General features: G+C 54.3%; 2 protein-coding genes and 1 pseudogene. 1 reads left to right on the top strand and 2 read right to left on the bottom strand.

The features are described 5' to 3' along the window. A partial coding sequence (locus WH5701_RS16435) for a response regulator transcription factor (RefSeq protein WP_232201749.1) occupies nucleotides 1-541 on the bottom strand: 541 nt, incomplete at its 3' end. A 138-nt stretch (nucleotides 542-679) separates the two neighbouring features. Here WH5701_RS16435 and WH5701_RS18240 point away from each other — a divergent pair. Beyond that, complete coding sequence (locus tag WH5701_RS18240) at nucleotides 680-952, top strand: DUF6761 family protein (protein ID WP_006169936.1); 273 nt, start codon at nucleotides 680-682, stop codon at nucleotides 950-952. A 6-nt stretch (nucleotides 953-958) separates the two neighbouring features. On the opposite strand, the pseudogene WH5701_RS00755 reads toward WH5701_RS18240, so the two are convergent. After that, a pseudogene (locus tag WH5701_RS00755) lies at nucleotides 959-1,101 on the bottom strand (glutaredoxin); the annotation flags it as partial.

Here is a 1,101-nt window from a genome sequence, read left to right as displayed (position 1 = left end):
CGAAGCATTCTTGGCGACTGCGAACCAACCCAGGTGGCATGAGCAAGGCACAAAGCAGTGCGAATTCCCGAGGACTGAGTTCCACCGGTTTGTCGCGAAGCGTCACCTGCCTTAGCAGCAAATGCACCTCAAGCGGACCGACGGTGACACGTTCTTGAAGCCCGCTATGACCTCTCTTTAAAAGTGTGCGGCATCGTGCTGCTAGCTCTTCTAAGCCAAAGGGCTTGCGCAAAACATCGTCAGCCCCATCGTCCAGGAGGCCGACAACAGGTTCGGCACCAGTACGGGCTGTCAACACGATCACAGGACAACGAAGTTGTCCAGCAAGGCGTAGGGCAGAACTCTGCTCGAGGATCTCTGCACTCACCAGGAGATCTGGCGATTGATCCTGACAAACCTCTAGCGCTTCGACGGCTCGACCAACGGCTGCGGTGAGGTGGCCGTCTTGGCGGAGACGCTGCACCAAAACAGTGCGGAGGGTGGGATGGGGCTCAACCACCAGAACACGTGATGGTTCAAGACCACTTCCTGAGTCAGGCATGGTGATGGCCTGGTCAGTGGGAATGCTCGACTCAGTAAGTAAGTCTTGTGGCGTTGAAGTCACTGGATCGAACAATGCGCGACTAGGCTAGTACCAATTTCACGTAGTGCTGGTAGCGAGAGCTGCCAACCCCGATCAATGACGTCACTTGATGACCCACAGGCCATCCGTCATTTCCAATCCATTTGTGACGCGTGCCAGGAGCTCACAACGCGATATCACACGCCCTCCGAGCTGCGGCTTTACGCCGATGGTTATCTTCATGCGCTTCGAAAAACTGGCTCTCTCGACGTCCGTGAGCAGCATCGCCTAGAGCAGTTAATCGACCGCTGGATCTTGGATCCATCGAGTTTCATTGGCCCGGATGGGGACGTCAGCACGCTCTACATGCAGCATCCCCACGGCTATTAAATCCCTCTAACTGGCGAGAGCAATTTCAAGTTTTTCCTTGAGTTCGCCAGAGTTATACATCTCGATCAGGATGTCTGATCCACCCATAAATTCCCCTTTGACGTAGATCTGAGGAATGGTTGGCCAACTTGAGAATTCTTTGATTCCCT

The sequence above is a fragment of the Synechococcus sp. WH 5701 genome, from assembly GCF_000153045.1.
In the GTDB taxonomy this organism is placed as follows: Bacteria; Cyanobacteriota; Cyanobacteriia; order PCC-6307; family Cyanobiaceae; genus Regnicoccus_A; species Regnicoccus_A antarcticus.
This window is presented reverse-complemented; position numbering and strand designations above follow the sequence as displayed.

What these genes read in the sequence shown, in the direction of transcription:
- WH5701_RS18240 (WP_006169936.1), top strand. Translation starts at nt 680, where the DNA reads ATGACGTCACTTGATGACCCACAGGCCATCCGTCATTTCCAATCCATT.